The organism is Tardiphaga alba, assembly GCF_018279705.1.
Classification (GTDB): Bacteria; Pseudomonadota; Alphaproteobacteria; order Rhizobiales; family Xanthobacteraceae; genus Tardiphaga; species Tardiphaga alba.
The window spans coordinates 172,345-196,022 of record NZ_CP036498.1 but is presented as its reverse complement, the minus strand read 5'-3'; the positions used below and the strand labels follow the sequence as shown (position 1 = coordinate 196,022).

Below are 23,678 nucleotides of genomic sequence, written 5' to 3'. Positions count from 1 at the left end.
CTGTTTCACGTGAAACGGACGGTTAGATCTCGGTATTGCCGGATTCCCGCCGGGGCCAGAAGGCCAAGGCCGCGACCATCAGGACAAATAGCGCCACCGCGACCATCACCTGAATAACGCCGAAGTTTAGCGCATCGCGGGACACAAAGAGCGCGGTAATAGGCGCTGCCAATACCAGGAATAGCCGAGTAATCAGTTCCATGGTCTCATCCTCCGAGGATGAGATCATCATTGCGGTATTTAGGGACGGGTCATTGATACGGCTCAAGCCGGACGGGCCGATCTGAAGTCGTTTCACGTGAAACAGGCTTATGGCTTCTGCTTTCTGGGAGCTGGCAGCGCATGTTGCCATGCCATCTCCAGCGCTGCTGCCAGTTCGATTGTCTTCAGCTTCGCCAAGGTGCCCACCGTCCAACCCTGCTGGCCCCAAGCATTTGGCACTGGCGAAAATGCGTCAGGCATAACCTCGCACTTCAGGGCTTGTTCGTCCGGGGTGAGTTTGAAGTTCGCGGTGAGCCCGTCCGCGGCCAGAGTCACGAATATCCGCTTCACCTTGAACGCCGTCCGATCGAAATGCGGAGCGGACGTCACGCCATCCAGCGCAAGAGCCAGCTCGCGAAGAGAAGATGCATCGGCCATGGCGGATCGATCCTCTAAAGCTCCGGCGAATTGGAGATGATCTCGGCCAATTCCATCTCCGAGAGCCAGTACAAGGCACGCATCGCTTCATAGGGATCGCCGGGGAGTCCAAGCGCAGTAGCGAAAGCGGGCTCGGTCTTCATGCCCTGGAGCCGCAACGCCATGATCTGGTCCCTTAGAGCGAAACCTGCGAGGTCCAGAAGCTGTCGCTCTACGACGAAATGCTGCCAACCGGACTGTTCAGCAACGAGTTCGGTGCTGGCGAAGATCTCGAACGGCCAGCTCTCGGCTTTGAACTTCGCGATCAAAGGTCGGCCTCTGGCCGACCACCGATACAGAGTGAAATCATCGGCCGAGCTGAAAGCTGTCCATAGCAGGTTGGCGACCACATCAGGGTCCGAGGCTTGGCAAACAATATCGATATCGCTATTGGGCAGGGCGATGCCGAGCGGCAGGGTACCGACGACATGAGGGTCGAACGGCGCGAGGATATCGAGGATGCCGATGCGATCGATGACGGCTTCGTAGGATAGCGACGTCATGTTGTCTCCATGGTTCGAGACGGCGCTTCCGCCTTCGCTCTTCGAGCTTCGGCGGGACAAGTCGCGCCTCTTCGCCATGAGGGCTGGGCAAGAGCTCGACAAGCCAAAGCGTTCCAGCGATGTCGTTACGACACCTTCGCTCACTTTGCTTATCCAGCCATTTACTCCGTCCTCATTCTGAGGTGCGAGCGCAGCGAGCCTCGAAGGATGGCCGCAAGCTCTTAACCGGCTGCATTTCGATAGCCGCCGTCATGGACTCGGAGTAAGACTAATCACTCCCTTCATGATGCACTGATACCGATCCATGGCGCAACGTTCCCAGCCATCTGCTCCCGCTCCGCAACTCGACAGCGACAAAGCCGCAGCACTCCGCCTGACACCTGTTTCACATGAAACAGAAGCGCGGCTCGATCGCTATGTTGCGCTGCTGCTGCAATGGCAGGCCAAGACCAATCTCATTTCACCGACGACATTGCCGCATCTCTGGACGCGCCATATCTCTGACTCGCTGCAGCTGTTGAGGCTGGCGCCGGATGCGCGCATCTGGCTCGACTTCGGCAGCGGCGGTGGTTTTCCCGGTGTGGTGCTGGCCTGTGCCATGGGTGATGTCGGCGGCCACGTTCATCTCGTCGAGCGCAATGCCAAGAAGGCGGCTTTCCTGCGCGAAGCATTACGTGTGACGCAAGCCCCAGGTTCGGTGCACCTCGCGGACATCGGGGATAGTGTGGATAGTTTTCCAAAGCGCGTCGATTGCATCACCGCACGCGCCGTGGCGTCGCTAGATATCATTCTCGGTTTCGCGGCTCCCCACATGAACGGCAGCACCAAGGCGCTGTTTCTAAAGGGTCAAGATGTAGACGCGGAATTGACCGAAGCTACTAAATGTTGGAATATAAGCCCACGCCTGCATGCGAGCCTTACCGGCGGACAAGGCTGGATCGTCGAACTGGACAAGATCGAGCGGCGCGACCCGTCCGCAGATACCATGATGGCCCACGCAAATGACCGTAATTGATCAGGAACATCAAGAGGATAGCACGAAGGCGACCCCTGGCCACCCGCGCATCCTGGCGCTGGCCAATCAGAAGGGCGGCGTCGGCAAGACCACCACCGCGATCAATCTCGGCACCGCACTCGCCGCTATCGGTGAGCGCGTGCTGATCGTCGATCTGGATCCGCAGGGCAATGCCTCCACCGGCCTCGGCATCGATCGCCGCGATCGCGCCTGTTCGACCTATGACGTGCTGACCGGCGACGCGCCGCTGCGCGATGCCGTCGTCGTCACCGCGGTGCCGCGTCTGCATATCGCGGCTTCCACCATGGATCTCTCCGGCCTCGAGCTGGAAATCGGCGGCGCCCGCGATCGCGCCTTCCGTCTGCGCGATGCCATCGGTGAGCTGAACAACAATGTCTCGCCGGGCTCGGACTATACTTATGTGCTGATCGATTGTCCGCCGTCGCTCAATCTTCTCACCGTCAATGCGATGGCCGCGTCGGACGCGATCCTCGTGCCACTGCAGTGCGAATTCTTCGCGCTCGAAGGTCTGTCGCAACTGCTGCAGACGGTGGAGCAGGTGCGCTCGACGCTGAACCCGAGCCTGACCATCCATGGCATCGTCATGACCATGTTCGATGCGCGCAACAACCTGTCGAACCAGGTTGTTGCCGACGTCCGCGAATTCATGGGCAACAAGGTCTATGACACCATGATCCCGCGCAATGTCCGCATTTCGGAAGCGCCGTCCTACGGCAAGCCGGTGCTGGTTTATGATTTGAAGTGCGCCGGCTCCGAGGCCTATCTGCGCCTTGCCACCGAAGTGATCCAGCGCGAGCGTGATATCCGCGCGGCACCGGGCGACGCGGCGTAACGCGCGTGTCGTCCGTAGGATGGGTAGAGCGTAGGCGCATCGCGCCGACGCGAAACCCATCGGCGGAGTTTGCCGCGATGACGGACTGATGGGTTTCGCTGCGCTCGACCCATCCTACGAGTACTGAGTTTCGAGTTTTGGAGTGACCCATGAGTTCAAGGGGATTGGCAATGGCCGATGAAGCGCGTTCGCGGTTGGGCCGGGGCCTGGCAAGTCTGATCGGTGATGTCGGCGGCGAAGCCGCGCAGACCGAGCGTCCGGCGCGTGGCCAACGCAAGGTGCCGATCGAATTCATCAAGCCGAACCCACGCAATCCGCGCCGCACGTTTGCAGATGCGGAGCTGAACGAGCTGGCGTCCTCGATCAAGCAGCACGGCGTGATCCAGCCGATCGTGGTGCGTGCCGTGAAGGGCACCAATGATCGGTTCGAGATCATCGCTGGCGAGCGTCGCTGGCGTGCGTCGCAGCTCGCCGGTCTGCATGAAGTGCCGGTCGTGCCGGTGGATGTCACCGATGCCGCGGCGATGGAAATCGCCATCATCGAAAACATCCAGCGCGAAGACCTCAACGCGATGGAAGAGGCGCAGGGCTATCACGCGCTCGCCGAGACCTACAAACACAGCCAGGACGATATCGCAAAGATCGTCGGCAAGAGCCGCAGCCATGTGGCCAACATGATGCGCCTCACCAAACTGCCGGAAGACGTGCAGGCGCTGATCGCATCGAACCAGCTTTCGAATGGTCACGCCCGCGCGCTGATCTCGCTGCCCGATCCGTCCGCTGCCGCGAAGCGCGTGATTGCAGAAGGCCTGAACGTCCGCCAGACCGAAGCGCTTGCGCATGAAGAAGGCGTGCCGGAGCGCGCGCCGCAAAAGCCGCGCGCGGGTTCGGCGCCGAAGGTCGCGAAGGACGCCGACACCATCGCTCTGGAGAAGCGGGTGAGTGATGTGCTCGGGCTGAAAGTGTCGGTCGATCACCGCGATCCCGGCGGCACCGTGGTGATCAAGTATAGCGATCTCGATCAGCTCGACGAGATTTTGAAGCGGCTGGATAAGTAATTATCCGCGACGCTCGATAACCTCTCCCCGTACTTCACGGGGAGAGGTCGCCGCGACTTCGCGGCGGGTGAGGGGCATGGCACGCACTCACCACGTGCCCGGTCCGTCGGATCTCTCCGACCTGACCGGCACTCAATCTTGCATAAAAACTTTTCGCTTCTATGGTTGTGAGATGGCCTTGTGCCATGCCCCTCACCCGATCGGCTCCGCTGCGCTACGCCGCTCGACCTCTCCCCGCGCAAGATGCGGGGAGAGGTTAAGAGCGCCGCCTTGCATTCACGGCAATCGACATCAATGCCCTCTGTGCGATCACCGCACCGAGGGTGTTTTGTTTGCGGACGTCGAGCGCGGCCACTGCGAGCTGATCGATGATTGCTGCCAGTCGTCGTGTGGTGAAATTGCGGAGCGCGGCTTCCACTGCGCCCTTGCGGGAAAAGTGCAAACGCGGAAATCCGCTCTCGGCGGCAGCCGATGGCGACGTACCAGCCTCCACCAGCAGGCTCGCTTTATGCAGCGCCGCGGCCTGCCGCTGAGCCGCCATCATGATCATGCCGGGATAAGTCCCGGCGATCATCGCCTTGTTGAATTCGGTCTCGACCAGTGTCGGATTGCCGGCGAAGGCGCCGTCCACGATCGGGTCGATCTTCAGCTCGGACGCGTCCGCCACGCAGGCCATCACATCGTCCAACGTTACTTCGCCGGTACCATGCGCATAGAGCATCAGCTTGCGCAGCTCGTTGCGCGAGGCCTGGCGATCGCCACCGAGCAGGGACATCAAGGTCGCGCGCGCGTCGTTGGCCATACGCAGATTGGCAAGCTGCAGCTCGTCATTGATCAGCTTCGTCAGGTCGCGTTCGGTGTCCGGATAGCAGGCAATGGCAACGGCCGTCTTTGCCTTCTCGCACACTTTGCGTAACGGCGATTCCGGCCTGAGCTCGCCGGCCTCGATGACGATGCGGCAATCGCGAACCGCCATCTCGCTGAGCGTATCGACGCCGCTGGAAAAGTTCTTCGAGCCGGCGCGGACGCGGATGGCGCGTCGCCCGCCGAACATCGGGATCGTCATCGCTTCCTCGACCAGGCGCGAGGGTTCGGCGGCGAGGTCGTCGCCATCCATGCGCACCAGCGAGAACGGGTCATTGACGTCATCGACCGCCGATTTCACCAGCGCCTCGGCGCGCTCGCGCACCAGGCCGGCGTCGGGGCCATAAAGCAGGATGATCGGCCGGGTGGAATCCGGTCGGTTCAGGAAGAGGTCGATGTCTTTTCCGCGGAGGGCGACCAAGGTGATGTCCTGGGCTTCAATCGACTCAGTCCCTCATGGTGAGGAGCGCGCATTTGCGCGCGTCTCGAACCATGAGATGTTTGGCACTGGCGCGTGCTGCCATCCTTCGAGACGCCGCTTCGCGGCTCCTCAGGATGAGGGCGGAGTATTTAGCTGCCCTTGTAGAAGAACGACGCCAGACGCGTGTTGATGTTATCGGCGATCTCGCCGGCAGCGCGGTTCTCGGCATCGCGATAGGCGCGGGTGCGGGCGAAGCGCTGCTGGCCGCCGGGGATATCATAGGTGACGCGGGCAAAGGTCGAGCCGGTCATCACCTGCTTGCCAGTGGCGATCTCGATCAGGCCGTAAGTGGCGTCGATGCCATAATTCTCCGATGTCGGCAGTGCCGTATTGGGATCGACGATCAGCGAAGTCCGGTTCGGCGTGAAGCGGATCTTCAGCGTATAGAGCGGCGGCATGCCAGTGGCGGCGCCGTACATCTTGAACATCAGCGCGTTGCGAATTTCGACGCCGACGCGCGCCAGTGGCGACGCGGTGGGATAATCGAGCGGCGGCACCTCGACCGAGGCCAGCTTTTCGCGCAGCGCGGGGGAGCCGTCCGCCGTCTTGGCGGCATACATCGGCTGGAAGCAGCCGGCCGTGAGGGCGCCAAGAGCAATAACGGCCGTGAGCCGGGCAGCGATACGGAACTTAGCCGACAACATTCACGATCCTCTGCGGCACCACGATAATCTTCTTGGGCGGCTTGCCGTCCAGCGCCTGTTTTACAGCATCAAGGGCCAGAGCGGCAGCCTCAATTTCCGAATTGGACGCTTCGCGCGGAACTGTGACTTCTCCGCGCTTCTTGCCATTGACCTGAACGGGAAGGGTCAGCGAGTCCTCAACCAGCAGATCGGCCTCGACCTGCGGCCAGGCGGCCTCGGAGACCAGGCCCGGCTGGCCCAGCACGGTCCAGCATTCCTCCGCCAGATGCGGCATCATGGGAGCGAACAGCTGCGTCAGGATGACGGCGGCCTCGTTCAGCGCCCAGCAAATGTCCGGCGCCGGGGTGCCCGGCTTGGCCAGCGCTTCGCCAAATGCATTGGCGAATTCGCGGATATAAGCGAGGCAAACATTGAACTGCAGCTTTTCGACGCCGGTCGAGACCTTGTCGAGCGCGCCATGGGCGGCCTTGCGCACCGCCAGCGCCTCGGGGCTGAACGCCGCCGGCTTGGCTGATGGCGCGGACTTACCGTGAGCCGCAGCATCGTTGACCATGCGCCACAGGCGCTGGACGAAACGCGATGCGCCCTTGACGCCTTCCTCGCTCCAGATCACGTCGCGATCCGGCGGCGAGTCTGACAGCATGAACCAGCGGGCGGTATCGGCGCCATAGGTGCCGATGATGTCGTCGGGATCGACGGTGTTGCGCTTCGACTTCGACATCTTCTCGATGGAGCCGATCTCAATCGCCGAACCGTCGCTCAGCAGCGTCGCCGACCGGGTCGTGCCATCGCCGGTGATGTTGATCTCGGCCGGCGAAGCGAATGTGCCGTCCTGCTTCTTGTAGGTCTCGTGGACCACCATGCCCTGCGTGAACATGCCGGCAAACGGCTCGTCGATACTGACGTGCCCGGTCGCCTTCATCGCGCGGGTGAAGAAGCGGCTATAGAGCAGATGCAAAATCGCATGCTCGACGCCGCCGATATACTGATCCACCGGCATCATGCGATCGGCCACGGCGCGCGTGGTCGGTGCATCCTCATTCCACGGATCGGTGAAGCGCGCAAAATACCAGGACGAGTCCACGAACGTGTCCATCGTGTCGGTCTCGCGCCGCGCCTTGCCGCCGCATTGCGGGCAGGTCACGTGCTTCCAGGTCGGGTGATGGTCCAGCGCATTGCCCGGCTTGTCGAAGGTCACGTCCTCCGGCAGCACCACGGGCAGGTCTTTCGCCGGCACCGGCACCACATCGCATTTTTCGCAATGGATGACCGGGATCGGGCAGCCCCAATAGCGCTGGCGCGAAATGCCCCAGTCGCGCAGGCGGAAATTCACTTCGCGCTTGCCCCAGCCGTCCTTCTCGAAGATCGCCAGCGACTTCTTCATCGCTTCTTCGCAAGTCATCACGCCGGGTTCGCCGACCCAGCGGATATATTGCACGGTGTCGGTCTTGGCCGGCACAAAGGCCGTGTTGCCGACGCGCTCGTCGCTGCCGACGGGTACGAAAACATCGAGAACGTCGATGCCGTACTTGCGCGCGAAATCGAGGTCGCGCTGGTCATGGGCGGGACAGCCGATGACGGCGCCCGTGCCGTAATCCATCAGCACGAAGTTTGCGATGTAAAGAGGCAGGTGCCAGTTCGCGTCAGCCGGATGCGACGCCTTGATGCCGGTGTCGAAGCCGAGCTTCTCCGCGGTGTCGATCTCGGCCTGCGAGGTGCCGAGCTTGTGGCACTCGTCGATGAAGGCCGCGACTTTCGGATCGCTCTCGGCCAGCTTCTTGGCCAGCGGATGATCCGGCGAGATCGCCGCAAAGGTCGGGCCATACATCGTGTCGGGCCGCGTGGTGAACACCGGCAGCTTCTCGAAGCCGGCGGGTGCGCCGACCAGACCGAATTCGAAATGCAGACCTTCCGAGCGGCCGATCCAGTTGTGCTGCATCAGGCGGACCTTGTCCGGCCAGCGATCCAGCTTCTCCAGCGCGTCGAGCAGGTCCTGCGAGTATTTGGTGATCTTGAAGAACCACTGGGTCAACTCGCGCTGCTCGACGACGGCGCCCGAGCGCCAGCCGCGGCCGTCGATCACCTGCTCATTGGCAAGCACGGTGTGATCCACCGGGTCCCAGTTAACCTTCGACTTCTTGCGCTCCACCAGGCCAGCGGCGAGGAAGTCGGTGAACATCTTCTGCTGATGCTTGTAGTAGCTGGGGTCGCAGGTCGCGAATTCGCGCGCCCAGTCGAGCGACAGACCCATGGTCTGCAACTGCTTCTTCATCGAAGCGATGTTCTCATAGGTCCATGCCTTCGGCGCGACCTTGCGCTCGATGGCGGCGTTTTCCGCCGGCAGGCCGAAGGCATCCCAGCCCATCGGATGGAGGACGTTGAAACCCTTGGCGCGCTTCAGCCGCGCCAGCACGTCGCCCATGGTATAGTTGCGGACATGGCCCATATGGATGCGCCCGGACGGATAGGGGAACATCTCGAGCACGTAATATTTCGGCCGGGGATCTTCGTTTTTGGTGGCGAAGATCGCCTTGTCGTCCCACACGCGCTGCCAGCGCGGTTCGGTCTCGCGGGCGTTGTAACGTTCGTTGCTCATGGTGTTCTTGAAATCCGCAGGCCGGCTCGGGCGCTTGTTCGTTTCTGGACGCGAGGGGCGAGGCCGCAAACCGGTGCAGGCTTGGCCCAAATCGCGCGAAATGCGCGGGGACTAGGCCATAAAAGGCTGCGTTGGGTCAATGGTTTAAGACGGGAAAGACCTTCTGGCGGGAGGCGGCGTCCGGGCTCACGCGCTGAGCGACACGGCGGTCCCGTAGGTTCGCACAAAACCGTGTTCCACCACCGTGTTGCGGCCGCGCCGTTTGGCGGCATAAAGCGCCGCATCTGCCGCCTCGATCAGGTCGCGGGCGGTCTCCAGCGTGGCGGGCGCAGCGGAGGCGACGCCGACGCTGACGGTGACGCGCTGATGGGTGCTCGTGGCATGGGGGACCATCATGCTCCAGATGGCCGCACGCACCATCTCGCCGATCTGGATGGCGCGGTTCGTATCGGTATCCGGCAGCAGCAGGCAGAATTCCTCACCGCCATAGCGGCCGGCAAAGCCGGAAACACGATCGGCCAGTGCCGATAACTCCGCGCCGACTCGGGCCAGACAGGCATCCCCTTCGGGATGGCCATAGCTGTCGTTGAACAGCTTGAAGTGATCGACGTCGATCATCAACAGCGCCAGGTCGTCGCCGGACCGCTGGGCGCGCAGCCATTCGAAGTCGAGCCGCCCCTGGAAGCCGCGGCGATTGGCGAGGCCCGACAGCATGTCCACCGAGGCGAGCACGGTCAGTTGCTCGTTGCTGGCGCGCAACTCGCGTTCGCGCCCCCGCAGCTGTGCCGCCATGCCGTAGAAGGCGCGGGCAAGCGGTACGAATTCCGCCGGCAGCCGATTGCCGGGCATGCGTGCGGACCAGTCGCCGCGGCCGAATCGTTTCGCCATGGTTTCCATGGTGCGGATCGGCTTGATGATCATCCGCTCAGCGACAACGAGCGCGCCGAGCAGAACGAACAGGCAGACGATCGCGAGTTGGATATAGGCCGTGCGGATGTCCTGGTCGGCCACGGCTGACACGCGCGCTTCATCGATACTGACAATGAGTTGTGCGCTGGTGCCGGGGATCATCGCGAACGACACCGCGCGTCGTGCACCGTCGTCTGCCCGGAACGATAGCGAGCCGGATTGTCGCTGCGAATTGCGTAGATTGGTTTCGATCAGCGGCAAGACAGCGAGATCGTCCATTGGACGACCGACCTGGCCGATACTGCCAGGTGGTGCTGCCAGTACGGTGCCGGCGTGATCGACGAGCAGCGCGGTGACGCCCGGCCGTTCGCCAAGATTGCTCATGAGGTTCGACATCCAGTCGAGATTGATGGCAGCAAGTACGACGGCATCATCAGCCTTCGTCTGGCCCGGCGCCAGATAGGCCGCCATGACCGTCGGCAGATTGGTGAGACGGCTGAATACATAGTCGCTGACAGTGAATTCGCCGGTGGCGACGGCGCGCTTGAAATAGGGGCGGTCGCCAAAATTGAGATCGCTTTCAATCAATTCCGGCCAGGTCGAGCATTTCGGGATGCCGTCGATGCCGGCGACGGTGAGGCTGCGCAGCCACGGCATATTGCTGCGCAGGCTGGCGCGCATGATCGCGCAGCTGCGATTGACCTGCGCCGCCGTGGCATAAACATAGGCCGAGGATTTCAGAACGGCTTCGATCGAGGCGAACACTTCGCGCTGGGCATCGGCGCTGTGCTGCGCCAGGCCGGCAAAATCACGCGCAGCTTCGGCAATCTGCTGGGTGCGTGTGACATGCAGCGAGCGGATGCGCTCGGCCATGAGCGGACCGACCAGGATCAACGCAAACAGCACCAAACGGGCGCGGATGCCGAGCGCTCCCCTAAGCCTGGCTTTATTGCGGTTGATACCGATGCGTGACATCTTCGGATCCCTGAGCCCCCGCAGGACATAGGTACCTCAAAGCCTTCATAAATCCTTTCGCAAAGGGCTCAAATTGACGACGACCTCGCTAAAGTTCGCGTCTTGGTTGAAAATAATTCAGTGTACGGTTCCATGACATTAACATCTTCTTCACCAGCCAGCGGACTTGCCGCCGTCGAGACCGAGATTCGCCGTGCTTGCAAAGAAGCCCGTCGTGAGCGGACTTCTGTCAATCTGATCGCGGTGTCGAAGACCTTTGAGGCGGACGCGATCCAGCCGGTGATCGATGCCGGGCAGCGCATGTTTGGCGAGAACCGCGTCCAGGAGGCCAAGGGGAAGTGGCCCGCGCTAACCGAGGCGCAACCCGCGATTGCGCTCCATCTGATCGGGCCGCTGCAGTCCAACAAGGCGAAGGAAGCGGTGGCCTTGTTCGATGCGATCCACTCCGTCGATCGGCCCTCGCTGTGCGATGCGCTGGCCAAGGAGATCGCGGGTCAGGGCAAGAGTCCGCAGCTGTTCGTGCAGATCAACACCGGCGAGGAGCCACAAAAGGCCGGCATCGCGCCGTCCGAGGCCGATGATTTCCTCGCGCGCTGCCGGGATCACTGGGGTTTGGCGATCACCGGCCTGATGTGCATCCCGCCGGTAGAAGAGGCCGTCGCGCCCCATTTCGCGCTGACCGCCAAGATCGCCGCGCGGAATGGGCTGACGCAGCTGTCCATGGGAATGAGCGCGGATTTCGCAACGGCGATTCAGTTCGGCGCGACGCATGTCCGGGTCGGTTCGGCCATTTTCGGGCATCGCTAACTCCATTCCCTCATGGTGAGGAGGCGCGAAGCGCCGTCTCGAACTATGAGCTCGCTGGGCGCGGAGCCTGCGGCCATCCTTCGAGACGCGGCCAAGTGGCCGCTCCTCAGGATGAGGGCTGATGCGTCCTGCCGTTACCCGATCACGATCTCCGTCTCCGTCCCTAGCCGCTCCAGCAATCGCAGCATCGCGCCTTTGCGCATGGCGACACAGCCTGCGGTCGGCCCCCAGTTGTCACGCGCGAGATGTAGAAACACCGCGCTCCCCCGCCCGGCGATCCGCGGTTTCGTGTTCTGGTCGATCTCGATGATGAAATCATAGAGGTGATCTTCCCGCGCCAGCCGATCGCCTTCGACGCCGCGGTCCAGACGCACCGGCTGATTGTAATGCCGGTCCCGCGGGTCCTCGCACCAGCCGTCATGCGGCGAGATCAGCCTGATCGGCAGATGCGTGCGCGGACGCGCATGGCGATCGCCGCGCCACCACAGCCGGATTGGGTGAAACACCCCCTGCGGCGTTGCGCCGTCGCCTTCGCGTTTGTTCGCCTTTATTCCGCCGCGGCCCAGAGCGACGGGTATGGTTGTGTGATCGAAACTCAGCCAACCGCGCTGCGGATTTCCCGCTGCGGCGCGTACTAGCAACCGCTTCACCGGCCGATCACGCAAGCTTGTTCTATAAGTACCTGAATTAACGACGTTTCTCATCAAATCCCGCCGCTTCGCCTTGGCTGTTTACCGCAAATGTTCTATTTCGCGCTGCAAAACCACATTCGCTGAGAATGCTTGGTTTTTTGCGCTAGACTATGCGGTGATGTCGAAACCGTGATGATCTCCACCCCATCATCGCGTTTCACACGTCGAAGCCGCAGCAGCCGTCCAAAGGATTGTCGCAATGCCGAATGCCCGCAAGATCTTGATCGTGGATGACGACACTGATTTGCGCGAGGCGCTGGTCGAACAATTGTCGCTGCACGAGGAATTCGAAGCCTCCGCCGTCGATACCGGCGCCAAGGGCGCGAGTGCTGCCAAGGCCAATTCTCCAGATCTGGTGCTGATGGATGTCGGCCTGCCCGACACCGACGGCCGCGAAGTCGTGCGCAGCCTGCGCAAGGGCGGCTTCAAGGCGCCGATCATCATGCTCACGGGCCATGACACCGACAGCGATACCATTCTTGGCCTCGAATCCGGCGCTAATGACTATGTCGCCAAGCCCTTCCGCTTCGCCGTGCTGCTGGCGCGCATCCGCGCCCAGCTGCGCCAGCATGAAGCGAGCGAGGACGCGGTGTTCACCGTCGGCCCCTACAGCTTCCGTCCGGGCTCGAAGATGCTCACCGGCGCCAATGCCAAGAAGGTGCGCCTCACCGAGAAGGAAACTGCGATCCTGCGCTTCCTCTATCGCGCCGGCCAGATGGCGGTGTCGCGCGAGACGCTGCTGCAGGAAGTCTGGGGCTACAATTCCGGCGTCACCACGCACACGCTGGAAACGCATATCTATCGGCTGCGCCAGAAGATCGAGAAAGATGCGGCCAATCCCGAAATCCTGGTGACGGAAGCCGGTGGCTACAAGTTGGTGCCGTGATACGACTAGTGGACCGATTCGCCAGTAGCTGCCTGTTACGCTTCGCGCGTCCGGTCCACGCGGTTCTTCATGTCGATCGATGATGACGTTTCACTTCTCGAGCGTGTGCCGACCCTGCGCCTGCTGGGTCGCGATGCGCTGCGCGTGATCGCCATTGGTTCGGAGCAGCAGGAGTTTTCCCGCGGCTCAGTTCTGTTTCGCGAGGATGAGCAGGCCGATTGCGGTTATGTTGTGCAGAACGGATCGTTTCGCATCAGCGTCGATGACGGCAGCGATCATGAAGTGATCGCATCGCGCGGCACGCTGATTGGCGAGCTGTCCTTGCTGGTGTCCATGCCGCGACGTTCGACGGCGGTGGCAACGGAATATTCGAGCGTCATCCGGATCACCCGAAGCCTGTTTCAGCGCGTGCTCGACAGCGATCCCGATGCCGCGGTGCGTCTGCGCAACGACATGGCGTCGCGGGTCAACGAACTCGCCAGTGATTTCGCGCAGGTGCGCAAGAAGCTGGGATAGCGACTAAGCTCGCCACTTCTCCCTCCCCCGCAAGAGCGGGAGAGGGGACACCGCTGTCGGCGCCCCTTCAACTACACATCCAGCACGACCGTCACCGGCACATGGTCGGACGGTCGTTCCCAGCCGCGGGCATCGCGCAGCACTTGATAGTCGCTCACCGCATCCTTCAGCGCCGACGATACCCAGATGTGATCCAGTCGCCGGCCGCGATTGGATGCTGCCCAGTCCGCGGCGCGATAGCTCCACCAGGTATAGATCTTCTCCGACAGCGGAATGCGTTCGCGCGCGACATCGATCCAGTTGCCTTCGCTCTGTACCGCCAGCAGCTTCTCGCATTCGATCGGCGTATGCGACACGATCTTCAGCATCTGCTTGTGCGACCACACATCGTTTTCGTGTGGCGCTACGTTGAGGTCGCCGACAAGGATGTGACGGGCATCGCCGCGCGGATGCAGTGGCTCGCAGCTCTTCATCTCGTCGAGAAATGAGAGCTTGTGCGCGAATTTTGGATTGGCTTCGGGATCGGGAATGTCGCCGCCCGCCGGCACGTAGAAATCATGCACGATCAGCGGTGCCGCAAGGCCTGCCTTCGCGCCGAAGGCCACCGAGATGTGGCGCGAATCCAGCTTGTCGCAGAATACGCGGATGTCGGTGGCGTCGAAAGGCAGTTTCGAGACGATGGCGACGCCGTGATAGCCCTTCTGCCCGTTCAGCGCGACATGCTCATAGCCGAGTTGCTTCAAGCGCTTCAGCGGGAAGGCATCGTCGGGGCACTTGGTCTCCTGCAGGCACAGCACGTCAGGCTGCACCGATTGCAGAAAATCAGCCACGAGTTCGATGCGCAGGCGGACGGAATTGATATTCCAGGTGGTGAGGGTCAGACGCATGGGGGACTTGTAGCCCGGATGCAGCCGAGCGCAATCGGGGATCTTTAACCTCTCCCCGTTCTTTACGGGGAGAGGTCGTCCGGCGTAGCGCAGCGAAGCCGGGCGGGTGAGGGGCATGGTTGGGCGGAGCCGCAAGCGCGGTCCATCGGATCGCACGGATGTAGCCTGCGCTGCTATTCGTGGGATTCGATAGGGTGTGAGTGGGGCGGGCTATGTGCCATGCCCCTCACCCGCCGCGAAGGCGCGGCGACCTCTCCCCGCAAAGGGCGGGGAGAGGTTAAGCAGCCCTAATTCGCGCCGCCGCTGGGGTAGCGGGCGAAATCGATCTTGAACAAGCCGGGATCGGGCTTCTTCACCGTATCGAGATTGTAGATCGCGACGGTGGTGTCATAGCCCTGCGGATCCGTGATGGTCCATTGCTTGAGTTGGCCGTCTTTGGTGCCGATCATCAGCATCAGGCGCGACGTGCCCACCACTGCATTGCGCTCCTCGATGATCACCGAGGTGTAGAGATCGTCCGCCGTCACGGCGACGACATTGGTGTCCTTCATCAGATCGATGCGATCGGACAGGAGATAGCGCAGCGGCGTCTGCGACAGCGGGTAGATGTCCTGGGTCGCCAGCTTGGTGTCGCGCACCGCCAGCGACTGGCCGTCGGACACCATCGCGATGGGCGTCGGCGCATCATATTCGAAGCGAACCTTGCCCGGCTTCTGGATGTAGAAGTCGCCGGTGGTGCGATTGCCGTCGGGGCCGACCTGAATGAAGTTGCCGCTCAACGTGCTGAGATTGGAGAGGTAGGAACTGACCTTCGCCGCCGAGGCCTTCTGGTTGGCATCGAAGGTCGTGAAGATACTGGCCGGCTTGTTACGACGCGGATCCGGAATGATCGGGTTTGGCGGCGTGGCCTGTTTTGGCGCCTGCGCCTGCTGCACGGGGGAGACGATGGCCGGCTGCCGGTTCGGCTGCGTTTCCGACGCGGCCATCTGGAAGCTCGCGGCATTGCGCGTCTTCGGCGCCGGGCGCGGCAGCGGTGTCGATTGCGCCTGTGCAGCGGACATCATGATGCCGACAGCAAAAGTCGCAGCAAGGCCCGCAGCGCTGGCGCGCAGGAGAGACTGGTGTGCGGCGTACTGGATGTCGCGTTTCATCAAAACGTCGTCCTGCTCGGCGATGTCAGCAGCGCATTCTAGCGCGCTTTGCGTCGGGGTGGATATCGGGTTTGCGCTGGGGTCGGGTGTCCATGGCGCGTCTGGTGCGACTTCTGCCGCATGCGCTGGCCGTAGCCCTGCGCTGTGGCGATTTCGCGACCCGTCAACGTGTTTGTTCCAAGGTACCGTCACGCGTCAGAAACCGCTCTCTTCTTCCGCAATAAGGATTTCGCGCTTGCCGGCATGGTTTGGCTGGCCCACGACCCCTTCATTTTCCATTCGTTCGATCAGCGACGCCGCACGGTTGTAACCGATCTGCAGGCGGCGCTGGATGTAGCTGGTGGACGCCTTGCGGTCGCGTTTCACGATCGCGACGGCCTGCTGATAGAGGTCGCCGCCGCCATCGCTGCCCATGCCGGTATTGTCGAACACCGCGCCGTCTTCGCCTTCTTCCGGCTCTTCCGCCGTGACCGCTTCGAGATATTCCGGCTCGCCCTGGGTCTTGAGGTGCTTGACGACTTTTTCGACTTCCTCGTCGGACACAAAAGGTCCGTGCACGCGCGAGATGCGACCGCCGCCGGCCATGTAGAGCATATCACCGCGGCCGAGCAGTTGCTCAGCGCCCATCTCACCAAGGATGGTGCGGCTGTCGATCTTCGACGTCACCTGGAAGGAGATACGCGTCGGGAAGTTCGCCTTGATCGTACCGGTGATGACGTCCACCGACGGACGCTGGGTGGCGAGCACGACGTGAAGACCGGCGGCGCGCGCCATCTGCGCGAGGCGCTGCACCAGACCTTCGATGTCCTTGCCGGCCACCATCATCAGGTCGGCCATTTCGTCGACGATGATGACGATATAGGGCAGCGGCGAGAGATCGAGTTTCTCTTCCTCGTAGATCGCCTTGCCGGTTTCCTTGTCGAAGCCGGTGTGAACCGTGCGGGTGAGCTCTTCACCCTTCTTCTGCGCCTCGGCGAGACGCACATTGTAGCCGTCGATATTGCGCACGCCGAGCTTGGCCATGCGCTTGTAACGTTCTTCCATCTCACGCACGGCCCATTTGAGCGCGACCACGGCTTTCTTCGGATCGGTCACGACGGGCGTGAGAAGATGCGGGATGCCGTCATAGACGGACAGTTCGAGCATCTTCGGATCGACCATGATCAGGCGGCACTGATCCGGCCGCAGCCTGTAAACGAGGCTGAGGATCATCGTATTGATCGCCACCGACTTACCCGAACCGGTGGTACCGGCGATCAGCATATGCGGCGTGCGGGCGAGGTCGATGATGATGCTTTCGCCGCCGATATTCTTGCCGAGGCAAAGCGGCAGCTTGATGCCTTCATTGGTGTCCTGCACGGTCAGCAACTCGCGCAGATAGACATTTTCACGATGCTGGTTCGGCAATTCGATGCCGATCGCATTCCGACCGGGCACCACGGCGACACGCGCGGAGAGGGCGCTCATGGAGCGTGCAATATCGTCGGCGAGGCCGATGACGCGCGACGACTTGATGCCCGGTGCGGGCTCGAGTTCGTACAGCGTGACGACGGGCCCCGGATTGGCTTTGACGATTTCGCCGCGCACGCCAAAGTCCTGCAGCACGCCTTCCAGCGCGCGCGAATTGGCTTCGAGTTCGGCCTTGCTGAGCGGCTTGCGATCGGCAGCCTTCGGCGCGGTGAGCATGCCGACGGACGGCAGTTCGAATTTGCCGTTGTTGTTCTTGCGGACCGGCTCTTTCGCGGAAGACTTCTTGCGCGCCTTCGGGGCGGGCTCTTCCTCGATCTCTTCTTCCTCTTCCTCGTATTCCTCTTCGTCTTCCTCCTGCTCTTCGTCATCATGCTCATCATGCGGAGCAATCGGCGGGCTCGCGCGACGGCCGCCGAGATTCGGCTCCTGACGCTCGAAGGCGGCGGCACGAGGTTCGGCACCTGAGGTGACAAACTTGCCGTAGAGGAATGACAGGATACGGCCGATGCGCGCTTTCGTGCTCATCAAGCCGTGCACGAACCAGCCGAGCGAGACCGAGAAGGAACGACGATCCTTTTCTTCATCGACGTCTTCAAAAGGCTCGTCGTCGATATCCTCGATCTCGGGGAACTCTTCCTTGGGCTTGGAGCCATAGCCGCAGGCAATTATGAAACTGACGGTCATCACCGAACAAAAAATGAGACCGAGCACGAAGCGGTAGATGAAGCCGACAGGGCCGAACACGACAGCCGGCGCCCGAAACAGTGCATCACCGACCACGCCACCGACACCGGTCGGCAGCGGCCACGAGCCGCCATGCTGCCAGCAACTGGCAAAGCCTGCGGCGGATACGGTGCAGAGCAGCCAGCAGGTCAGACGCAATGCTTCGCGATCGAAATGCCGATGCGTCATCATTCGCCAGCCCCATACGGCAACGGTGAGGATCATCATGATGGCGCCAAGGCCGAGGATCTGCATCAGCAGATCGGCACCGATGGCGCCGGGATAGCCGACAACGTTCCGAATGGCGCGCGATGTGGCATGCGAGAGGCTCGGGTCCTGCACGGACCAGGTCATCATCGCAGCCGCGGCAAGGCCGGCGACGCCGATCAGGGCAAAGCCCGCGAGTTCGCGCAGCCGCCGACCCAGCGCCTCGCGAAGCGAGACGGGCAGGTGCCCGACCAGAGGAATAACGCGTTCGATCGTGGTGCTCATGCTGCGCCTTCGATCAGCCGAGAATCTTCACGAGGCGATGTAACGCCTCCGCGGTGGTGTCACTGTCTTGAACCATGGCGATCCGGATATAGCCGGCGCCGGGATTGCTGCCATCCGGCTGCGTCCGGGCGAGGTAGCTTCCGGGGACGACACGGACCCCGCCATCTCTGTACAGCCGCACGGTTGCCTCTTCATCGCCTCCACAATTGGAGACATCGAGCCACAAGCAGAAGCCACCGGCCGGCCGCTTGTAACCGTAGCGGTTGCCAAGGATCTGATCCGCAAGGTCGAATTTGAGACCGTAAAGCCTGCGGTTTTCCTCCACATGGCTCTCGTCGGCATAAGCGGCCGTCGCCACGTGCTGCAGCGGCACCGGCACCTGTGGCGCGGCGACATTGCGCAACTCGTGAAACGCGCTGAGGAATTTCCTGTCGCCCGCGACGAAGCCGACGCGCATGCCGGGCAGGTTCGAGCGCTTCGACAGGGACTGGAAGGCGACGACGTTCTGGAAATCAGGGCCTGCGGCCGCGAGCATGCTGCCTGGCGCTTCGCGGGTATAGATTTCGGAATAGCATTCGTCCGACAGCACGATGAAGCCGTGCTTGAGGCTCAGCGCATGCAGCTGCCTGAAATATTCCGGAGTGGCGACGGCGCCCTGCGGGTTCGCAGGCGAGGCGATGTAGATCGCCACGGTTCGCCGCAAGACAGACTCATCGATCGCATTGAGATCGGGGAGAAAGCCGTTTTCAACCGTGGTCGGCAGAAAAACCGCCTCGCACCCCGCCGCCTGGGCGCCTGCGCCATAGGCGGGGTAGAATGGATTGGGCAGCAAGATCGCGGGCTTGCCCTCGCGCGGCCCGACATAGCGCGCCGCCGCGATGCCGGCGAAGAACAGCCCCTCGCGGCTGCCGTTCAGCACCAGAATCTCTGTCTCCGGATCCACGGCCCGCGGCAGCTTGAACCGCTTTTCCATCCAGGTCGCAGCCGCCTTGCGGAACGGCTCGATCCCCTTGGCGATCGGATAGCGTCCGAAATCGTTGATGTGTTTCGCCAAAATCGGCCCGACAAAATCCGGTACCGGATGCTGCGGTTCGCCAAGCGACAGCGTGATGAGCGGCAAGCCGGGCTGATACGGCGCCAGCAGCTCCGTCAGTCGTGCAAATGGCGACCGCCCGCCATCGGCCCCTGCCGAGGTCCGGGATGTGCCATGCAGATGCGGAGGAGTGGTGGAAGCCATCTGAAAAACGCCAGTACTTTCAACGCCGCCGATTGCCCGATGGCATCGGCGGGAATGGGATCAGACCACCATAGATGGGGCGAGGTTAAGGCCCGATTAACCATGGACGGGTGGTGACGCTCAGCCTTAGTATTACTTATGCTTAGATGAGTAATACCGCAGGAGGTTTCGATGACGAAAACGCTCACTAGCAAGGGGCAGGTGACCATCCCGAAAGCGGTGCGAGACCATCTCGGCATCGCGCCGGGAAGCGAGGTGAATTTCAGGCTCGGTGATAACGGGGACGTGGTGATCGAAAGGGCCGATGGTGAAAAGCCAACGGGTCGTTTCGCGAGCCTGCGTGGTAGCGCTGGCCCGGGCATGAGCACAGATGAACTGATGGCTTTGCTACGGGGTGAGCCGGAATGACACTGGTCGATTCCAACATCTTGCTCGACGTCATCACGATTGGGCAACGTTGGGCGGCCTGGTCGGAACATCAGCTCGAACGGGCCGCGCTCAATGGTCCGTTGATGATCAACGATGTCATCTATGCTGAGGTCTCAGCGCGTTACGGTACCTTCGAGACTCTCGATGCGCTGTTGGAAGAAAACGGAATCCTTCTGACGCCGATGCCGCGTGCAGCCCTGTTTCTCGCGGGCAAAACGTTCATTCGCTACCGGCGTGCCGGAGGTCTCCGCACCGGCGTTCTTCCAGACTTCTTCATCGGTGCTCACGCAGCCGTCGAACGCATCCCCCTACTGACACGTGACACTCATCGCTATCGCACTTATTTCCCGACCGTCATCCTGATCGCGCCTGACAAGAACGAAGCCTGATCCTTCCAAAAAGTGAAGGGCCCGCAGCTTGCGCTGGGGCCCTTCGGCGGGTGGGGCATTGCCGGGTATTGCACCACCCGATCCTTGAAACTCCGGCGCCAAGGCGCCGGAGTTTTGCGCTTACATGTTGTAGGCGCGTTCGGTGTGCTCGGTGACGTCGAGGCCTTCGCGCTCGACTTCGACCGTGACGCGCAGGCCGACGATCACATCGACGACCTTGAACAGGATCGCCGAACCGACGCCCGAGAGCACGATGGTCAGGAGCACGCCCTTGCTCTGTGCCAGCATCTGGGTGACGAGATCGTAATCGCCGACCTTGCCGGCGACGTAGTCCATCACGCCGGTGCCGCCGAGGGCGGGGTTGACCAGAATGCCGGTGCCGAGCGCGCCGAGGATGCCGCCAACGCAGTGGACGCCGAACACATCGAGGGAGTCGTCATAGCCGAGCGCATTCTTCACAGTGGTGCAGAAGAACAGGCAGACGAAGCCGGCGACGAAGCCGAGCACCAGGGCGCCCATCGGGCCGGAGAAGCCGGCGGCCGGGGTGACGGCAACAAGGCCGGCAACCGCGCCCGAAGCAGCACCCAGCAGCGACGGATGACCCTTGGTCAGCCATTCCGCGAACATCCAGGCCATCGCAGCAGCAGCAGTGGCGAGGAAGGTGTTGACCATCGCGAGGCCTGCGCCGCCCGATGCTTCGAGGTTCGAACCGACATTGAAGCCGAACCAGCCAACCCAGAGCAGCGAGGCGCCGATCATGGTCATGGTCAGCGAGTGCGGAGCCATCAGCTCCTTGCCGTAGCCGGTGCGCTTGCCGATGATCAGGCAGCCGACGAGACCTGCGATACCGGCATTGATGTGCACCACGGTGCCGCCGGCGAAGTCGAGCGCGCCCCACAGGAAGATCTGGCCGCCGTCGGCCATCACTTCATCAAGCTTGGCCTGCGCCGCAGCCTTCGCATCGGGAGCTGCAGCCGCAACAGCCTTGGCAGCTGCAACGATCGCGTCCGGACCGGCCCAGTACCAGACCATGTGGGCCATCGGGAAGTAGATCAGCGTGACCCAGAGCGGCACGAACAGCGCAACGGCTGCGAATTTGGTGCGTTCTGCGAAGGCGCCGACGATCAGCGACGGGGTGATCGCTGCGAAGGTCATCTGGAAGCAGAAATAGACCATTTCCTGCACGGCGACGTCAGCCGAGAAGGTGCCGGCCATGGATTCCGGCGTGATGCCGGCCATGAAGGCCTTGGAGAAGCCGCCGATGAAAGCGGAGCCACCGGTGAAGGTGATGCTGTAGCCGTAAACGGCCCAGATGATCATGACGATACAGACGGTGTAGAGGATCTGCATCAGCACCGAGAGCATGTTCTTGGAGCGGACGAGGCCGCCATAGAACAGGGCCAGGCCGGGGATGGTCATCAACAGCACGAGGACCGTCGAGGTCATGACCCAGGCATTGTCGCCCTTGTTGATGGTCGGCTCGGCGTAGGCCGCGGTTGCGGCAAACAGGCCGGCGGCAAGTGCCGCCAATCCCGCGCCAGATGGACGCTTGAACGTCATTTTGTGAGACTCCTGATTGAAGAAACTAAATTGATTGCGAGTGGATGAGACTTGGCGGGCATGCGGGCGCTTAGAGCGCCGCGGCATCGGCCTCGCCGGTGCGGATACGAACGGCGTGTTCGAGGCTGATGACGAAGATCTTGCCGTCACCGATCTGGCCGGTCTTGGCGGCCGACGAGATCGCGTCGATGGTCTTGTCCACCTGGTCGGAGGCGACAGCGACTTCGATCTTGATCTTCGGCAGGAAGCTCACGGCGTATTCGGCGCCGCGATAGATTTCGGTGTGGCCCTTTTGGCGGCCGTAGCCTTTGACTTCCGTCACCGTCAAACCGTGAACGCCAATGGCGGTCAGGGCATCACGGACTTCCTCAAGCTTGAATGGCTTGATGATCGCCATAACAATTTTCATGGGTCCTATCCCCGCTAGGCCCGACGAATGGTCGGGCGATCTCGACTGAGGTTCCCACGCGGAGAAATTCACAACGCGGTCGCAGCCTGACCAGATAGAATCAAATGCCGTGCCAACTCGCTGAATGTGGCTAACGGCTTGTGAATGTGCCTCTTTTCCCGCTTTGCAGCATCGGCCTCCGAGTGCGCTATTCGGTCGCGCTCAAACTCTAGCCAATCCTGCCTAAAACGAAAGCATGACAGGTTGCCGACACAATCCTGCTCAGGCGAAAGGCAGGAAAATGGTATTCCGCCACGCAGATTTTCGGCAGACCATTGGGAAATGTCTAAATAGCAGGCCTGTTCAGCCAGTGCGGGCAGGACGGCCTTTATTCAATCGATCGCGAAGGCCGCGGCCCTACAGGGCATCGCTATCCGTTTCGCCGGTGCGGATACGCAATGCTCGGTCGATGGGAGTGACGAAGATTTTTCCGTCACCGATCTGGCCCGTGCGGGCGCTGGACGAAATGACCTCGACGGTCTTCTCAGCGAGATCGGAATCCACCGCGATTTCGAGGCGCAGCTTGGGCAGGAAGTTCACGATATACTCGGCACCGCGATACATCTCGGTATGGCCCTTCTGCCGGCCATAGCCCTTCACTTCGGTCACGGTCATGCCGTGCACGCCGATGGCGGTCAGGGCCTGACGCACCTCGTCGAGCTTGAACGGTTTGATGATCGCGACCACGAGCTTCATGACAGGGTTCCTGTTGGGTCCATCTTACGCCCTGCTTACGCAATCATGCGACACATGACCATAGGGCCTAAGCGAGACGCGCGGGCGGCTATGGCTGGAAGATGTCCTCGATCTTCAATGCGAAGGCAGCGGCAATCGCAAAGGCCAATGGCAGGCTAGGATCGTAGCGGCCGTTCTCGATTGCGTTCACGGTCTGGCGCGAGACCGATAAGGTCTCGGCAAGCTGCCCCTGGCTCCATTGGCGCGCGAGACGCAATTCCTTCAGCCGATTGTTCATCGGTAGCGCAATTGCGCGAGAATGGTGCCGATGCCCCAGAGCGCGGCCATGATCGGCCAGATGGCAAAGGCGCGCAGATGCGGCAAGCCTGCGCCTTCCGCAAAGCCCCAGGCGATGGTGATGAGCGCTGTGCCCAGAAACGACAGGGCAATGGCATCGAATTGAACGCGGCGCTGCAATTCATCCATGCGGCGCAGTGCGCGCATGATGGTCCAGGCCGCTACAATGGCGCCCAGCACCGGCAGGAGATTCATGGCGATCAGCAGTGTCGCGGTTGGCTGGAGCGCCCGCTCGAGCAGATTGGCTGCGAACAACAGAACGACATAGAGCGCCAAGGCGCTTCCGAGTTCGATGTAATAGCGTTTTGGTTTGAACATATGTATCTCCTGTAAAGGTCGCTTTACAGGAGATCGGTGAAATGTAAAGCATGCTTTACATCATG

Annotated in this window: 25 protein-coding genes; 8 read left to right on the top strand and 17 right to left on the bottom strand. The window is 61.8% G+C overall.

The window, feature by feature from the left end; all coding sequences use genetic code 11:
• Window positions 1-22: 22 nt before the first annotated feature.
• The 3 genes from RPMA_RS00940 to RPMA_RS00930 form a co-directional block, all read right to left on the bottom strand.
• A complete protein-coding gene (locus RPMA_RS00940; RefSeq protein ID WP_211911078.1) occupies window positions 23-202 on the bottom strand; it encodes a hypothetical protein in 180 nt (59 codons plus the stop codon).
• A gap of 107 nt (window positions 203-309) precedes the next feature.
• On the bottom strand, window positions 310-639 hold the full coding sequence (locus tag RPMA_RS00935; protein ID WP_211911077.1) for an MmcQ/YjbR family DNA-binding protein: 330 nt from the start codon (window positions 637-639) through the stop codon (window positions 310-312).
• 14 nt (window positions 640-653) lie between these two features.
• Window positions 654-1,325, bottom strand: a complete 672-nt coding sequence (locus tag RPMA_RS00930; protein ID WP_211911076.1) for a DUF4269 domain-containing protein — start codon at window positions 1,323-1,325, stop codon at window positions 654-656.
• Window positions 1,326-1,485: 160 nt separating this feature from the next.
• Between RPMA_RS00930 and rsmG the strand changes: the two genes are divergently transcribed.
• From rsmG to RPMA_RS00915, 3 genes are all read left to right on the top strand, one after another.
• On the top strand, window positions 1,486-2,196 hold the full coding sequence (gene rsmG / locus RPMA_RS00925; RefSeq protein WP_211911075.1) for a 16S rRNA (guanine(527)-N(7))-methyltransferase RsmG: 711 nt from the start codon (window positions 1,486-1,488) through the stop codon (window positions 2,194-2,196).
• The gene (locus tag RPMA_RS00920) at window positions 2,183-3,049 is read left to right on the top strand and encodes a ParA family protein (protein ID WP_211911074.1); all 867 of its coding nucleotides are present in this window, start codon (window positions 2,183-2,185) and stop codon (window positions 3,047-3,049) included. Before rsmG ends, RPMA_RS00920 begins: the two co-directional genes overlap by 14 nt.
• A 170-nt stretch (window positions 3,050-3,219) precedes the next feature.
• Window positions 3,220-4,107 carry a ParB/RepB/Spo0J family partition protein gene (locus RPMA_RS00915; protein WP_211911073.1) on the top strand — a complete coding sequence of 296 codons (888 nt, stop codon included), beginning with the start codon at window positions 3,220-3,222 and terminating at the stop codon, window positions 4,105-4,107.
• A 256-nt stretch (window positions 4,108-4,363) separates the two neighbouring features.
• On the opposite strand, the gene holA is transcribed toward RPMA_RS00915, so the two are convergent.
• The 4 genes from holA to RPMA_RS00895 form a co-directional block, all read right to left on the bottom strand.
• Entirely contained in the window at window positions 4,364-5,392 is a 1,029-nt protein-coding gene (holA, locus tag RPMA_RS00910; protein WP_211911072.1) for a DNA polymerase III subunit delta, read from the bottom strand.
• Between the two features lie 149 nt (window positions 5,393-5,541).
• The gene (locus RPMA_RS00905) at window positions 5,542-6,096 is read right to left on the bottom strand and encodes an LPS assembly lipoprotein LptE (protein WP_211911071.1); all 555 of its coding nucleotides are present in this window, start codon (window positions 6,094-6,096) and stop codon (window positions 5,542-5,544) included.
• The gene (leuS, locus tag RPMA_RS00900; RefSeq protein WP_211911070.1) at window positions 6,083-8,692 is read right to left on the bottom strand and encodes a leucine--tRNA ligase; all 2,610 of its coding nucleotides are present in this window, start codon (window positions 8,690-8,692) and stop codon (window positions 6,083-6,085) included. The genes RPMA_RS00905 and leuS overlap by 14 nt, the downstream gene beginning before the upstream one ends.
• Before the next feature lie 186 nt (window positions 8,693-8,878).
• The gene (locus RPMA_RS00895; RefSeq protein WP_211911069.1) at window positions 8,879-10,576 is read right to left on the bottom strand and encodes a diguanylate cyclase; all 1,698 of its coding nucleotides are present in this window, start codon (window positions 10,574-10,576) and stop codon (window positions 8,879-8,881) included.
• 132 nt (window positions 10,577-10,708) lie between these two features.
• On the opposite strand from RPMA_RS00895, the gene RPMA_RS00890 reads away from it, so the two are divergent.
• Window positions 10,709-11,383, top strand: a complete 675-nt coding sequence (locus RPMA_RS00890) for a YggS family pyridoxal phosphate-dependent enzyme (RefSeq protein ID WP_211911068.1) — start codon at window positions 10,709-10,711, stop codon at window positions 11,381-11,383.
• Between the two features lie 134 nt (window positions 11,384-11,517).
• Here RPMA_RS00890 and RPMA_RS00885 read toward each other — a convergent pair whose 3' ends face one another.
• Window positions 11,518-12,087, bottom strand: coding sequence for a L,D-transpeptidase family protein (locus RPMA_RS00885; protein WP_211911067.1), 570 nt, complete (start codon window positions 12,085-12,087; stop codon window positions 11,518-11,520).
• Between the two features lie 187 nt (window positions 12,088-12,274).
• On the opposite strand from RPMA_RS00885, the gene RPMA_RS00880 reads away from it, so the two are divergent.
• The gene (locus RPMA_RS00880) at window positions 12,275-12,961 is read left to right on the top strand and encodes a response regulator transcription factor (RefSeq protein WP_211911066.1); all 687 of its coding nucleotides are present in this window, start codon (window positions 12,275-12,277) and stop codon (window positions 12,959-12,961) included.
• Between the two features lie 69 nt (window positions 12,962-13,030).
• The gene (locus RPMA_RS00875) at window positions 13,031-13,477 is read left to right on the top strand and encodes a cyclic nucleotide-binding domain-containing protein (protein WP_211911065.1); all 447 of its coding nucleotides are present in this window, start codon (window positions 13,031-13,033) and stop codon (window positions 13,475-13,477) included.
• A 71-nt stretch (window positions 13,478-13,548) separates the two neighbouring features.
• Here RPMA_RS00875 and RPMA_RS00870 read toward each other — a convergent pair whose 3' ends face one another.
• The 4 genes from RPMA_RS00870 to RPMA_RS00855 all read right to left on the bottom strand — a co-directional run bounded on the left by RPMA_RS00870 (window position 13,549) and on the right by RPMA_RS00855 (window position 19,437).
• On the bottom strand, window positions 13,549-14,364 hold the full coding sequence (locus tag RPMA_RS00870) for an exodeoxyribonuclease III (RefSeq protein ID WP_211911064.1): 816 nt from the start codon (window positions 14,362-14,364) through the stop codon (window positions 13,549-13,551).
• A gap of 287 nt (window positions 14,365-14,651) precedes the next feature.
• A complete protein-coding gene (locus tag RPMA_RS00865) occupies window positions 14,652-15,515 on the bottom strand; it encodes an outer membrane lipoprotein carrier protein LolA (RefSeq protein ID WP_211911063.1) in 864 nt (287 codons plus the stop codon).
• Between the two features lie 195 nt (window positions 15,516-15,710).
• Window positions 15,711-18,200 carry a DNA translocase FtsK gene (locus RPMA_RS00860; RefSeq protein ID WP_211911062.1) on the bottom strand — a complete coding sequence of 830 codons (2,490 nt, stop codon included), beginning with the start codon at window positions 18,198-18,200 and terminating at the stop codon, window positions 15,711-15,713.
• 13 nt (window positions 18,201-18,213) lie between these two features.
• Window positions 18,214-19,437 carry an aminotransferase class I/II-fold pyridoxal phosphate-dependent enzyme gene (locus RPMA_RS00855; RefSeq protein ID WP_211911061.1) on the bottom strand — a complete coding sequence of 408 codons (1,224 nt, stop codon included), beginning with the start codon at window positions 19,435-19,437 and terminating at the stop codon, window positions 18,214-18,216.
• 171 nt (window positions 19,438-19,608) lie between these two features.
• Here RPMA_RS00855 and RPMA_RS00850 point away from each other — a divergent pair, with 171 nt between their 5' ends.
• Window positions 19,609-19,845: an AbrB/MazE/SpoVT family DNA-binding domain-containing protein gene (locus tag RPMA_RS00850; RefSeq protein WP_211911060.1), complete on the top strand. Its 237-nt coding sequence runs from the start codon at window positions 19,609-19,611 to the stop codon at window positions 19,843-19,845.
• Window positions 19,842-20,255 (top strand): type II toxin-antitoxin system VapC family toxin, encoded by a 414-nt coding sequence (locus RPMA_RS00845; RefSeq protein WP_211911059.1) that lies wholly within the window; start codon window positions 19,842-19,844, stop codon window positions 20,253-20,255. Before RPMA_RS00850 ends, RPMA_RS00845 begins: the two co-directional genes overlap by 4 nt.
• A 120-nt stretch (window positions 20,256-20,375) precedes the next feature.
• On the opposite strand, the gene RPMA_RS00840 is transcribed toward RPMA_RS00845, so the two are convergent.
• The 5 genes from RPMA_RS00840 to RPMA_RS00820 all read right to left on the bottom strand — a co-directional run bounded on the left by RPMA_RS00840 (window position 20,376) and on the right by RPMA_RS00820 (window position 23,613).
• Entirely contained in the window at window positions 20,376-21,815 is a 1,440-nt protein-coding gene (locus RPMA_RS00840; RefSeq protein WP_211911058.1) for an ammonium transporter, read from the bottom strand.
• Between the two features lie 70 nt (window positions 21,816-21,885).
• The gene (locus RPMA_RS00835; protein WP_211911057.1) at window positions 21,886-22,224 is read right to left on the bottom strand and encodes a P-II family nitrogen regulator; all 339 of its coding nucleotides are present in this window, start codon (window positions 22,222-22,224) and stop codon (window positions 21,886-21,888) included.
• A 396-nt stretch (window positions 22,225-22,620) separates the two neighbouring features.
• Window positions 22,621-22,959, bottom strand: a complete 339-nt coding sequence (locus RPMA_RS00830) for a P-II family nitrogen regulator (RefSeq protein ID WP_211911056.1) — start codon at window positions 22,957-22,959, stop codon at window positions 22,621-22,623.
• Between the two features lie 88 nt (window positions 22,960-23,047).
• Window positions 23,048-23,236: a helix-turn-helix transcriptional regulator gene (locus tag RPMA_RS00825; protein WP_211911055.1), complete on the bottom strand. Its 189-nt coding sequence runs from the start codon at window positions 23,234-23,236 to the stop codon at window positions 23,048-23,050.
• A complete protein-coding gene (locus RPMA_RS00820; protein ID WP_211911054.1) occupies window positions 23,233-23,613 on the bottom strand; it encodes a hypothetical protein in 381 nt (126 codons plus the stop codon). Before RPMA_RS00820 ends, RPMA_RS00825 begins: the two co-directional genes overlap by 4 nt.
• Window positions 23,614-23,678: the final 65 nt, after the last annotated feature.